Source organism: Patulibacter medicamentivorans (assembly GCF_000240225.1).
Taxonomy (GTDB): Bacteria; Actinomycetota; Thermoleophilia; order Solirubrobacterales; family Solirubrobacteraceae; genus Patulibacter; species Patulibacter medicamentivorans.
The window spans coordinates 1-1,592 of the sequence record NZ_AGUD01000139.1 but is presented as its reverse complement, the minus strand read 5'-3'; the positions used below and the strand labels follow the sequence as shown (position 1 = coordinate 1,592).

Below are 1,592 nucleotides of genomic sequence, written 5' to 3'. Positions count from 1 at the left end.
CGGGGGCCGGGGGCGAGGCCGCCAGCGGCGCCGGGACGTCGACCGGGCCGCCACCGCCGCCCTGCTCGAGCCGCGCGATCCGGGCGGCCAGCGCCTTCGCCTGCGGGTCGATCTGGGGCAGCGCGGCGCGGACCAGCAGCAGCTCCAGCTGGGTCCGGGGGTCAGCGCCGTCGCGGACCGCCGCGAGCGCCGCGGCGACCAGGTCGAGGACCCGGATCACCGTCGCGCCCGGCAGCTGCTGCGCCTGCTCGACGGTCCGGCGATCGCGATCGGGGCTGATCCGCAACTCGCCGGGCAGCTCGCCCGTCATCCGCACCAGCAGCAGCGCGCGGGCGTGCCCCTCGAGGTCGCGCGTGACCTGGGTCAGGTCGCGGCCCTGGCCCGAGAGCTCGGCGGCGACCGCGATCGCCGCCGCCGCATCGCCGGCCGCGATCGCGTCCATCGCGCGGAACAGCAGCTCGGCGTCCGCGACCCCGAGCACCGAGAGCACGTCGTCGGTGGTGATCTGCTCGCCGGCGTAGGTGACCAGCTGCTCGAGCGTGCCGAGCGCGTCGCGGAACGAGCCGGTCGCGTGACGCGCGACGAGCGAGACCGCCTCGGCGTCGACGGCGATCTGCTCCTTCTCGGCGACGCGCGCGAGCACCCGCGCCAGCTGCTCGGGCGTCGGACGGTGGAAGTCGAACCGGTGGCAGCGGTCGACGACCGTCGGCAGGACCTTGTTCGCCTCGGTCGTCGCCAGCACGAAGATCGTCCGCGGCGGCGGCTCCTCGAGCGTCTTGAGGAACGCGTTCCAGGCCTGGGACGAGAGCATGTGCGCCTCGTCCAGGATGTAGACCTTGCTGCGGCCGCCGACCGGGGCGAAGGCGACGGCGTCGCGCAGGTCGCGGATGTCGTCGACCGAGTTGTTCGACGCCGCGTCCATCTCGACCACGTCGATCGAGGTCGCCTCGGCGATCGAGCGGCAGGCCTCGCACTTCCCGCACGGCTCGGTCGTCGGACCGACCCGGCGCTGCTCCGGCGGCAGGTCCGGATCGCCCTGGCAGTTCAGGCAGGCGGCGAGGATCTTCGCCATCGACGTCTTGCCCGTCCCGCGCGACCCGACGAACAGGTAGGCGTGATGGACCTTCCCCTGCTCGATCGCGTTGCGCAGGGTCCGGACGACGTGCTCCTGGCCGACGACGTCGTCGAACGTGCGCGGCCGGTGACGGCGATAGAGCGAAGGTGCGGACACCGGAGTCGAGTCTACGTGGGGCGGCCGGCGGAGGTTGCCGGGCGGGCCGGCGCGCGGCCCCGCCGGTCGCGTTCTCGCCGCGATCGGCCGCGCGAGACCGCACGGCAACGGCCCAGCGACGCTCGGTCGCGGTCTCGCCGCACAGGCGCGCCCGAGACGGCGATCCGCCGACCGGAGCCGGCCGCCTGCGCGCTAGCCGCCCAGCTCCTCCTGCAGCCGCCGGAAGGCGGCGCGCAGGCGCGAGACCTCGGACTCGAGGGCGTCGACGCGACCGCGGAGCGCGGCGATCTCGGCCTGGGCCGCGGGCGGCAGCGCGGCCGGAGCGGCCGCAGTCCCGGCCGGCCCGCCGCCGGCGATCGGG

1 protein-coding gene is annotated in these 1,592 nt (G+C 75.7%); it reads right to left on the bottom strand.

What is annotated here, in order from left to right; all coding sequences use genetic code 11:
• Positions 1-1,231 (bottom strand): DNA polymerase III subunit gamma/tau (gene dnaX / locus PAI11_RS10295; RefSeq protein ID WP_050897196.1); only part of this gene is annotated, 1,231 nt, incomplete at its 3' end.
• Positions 1,232-1,592 lie beyond the last annotated feature (361 nt).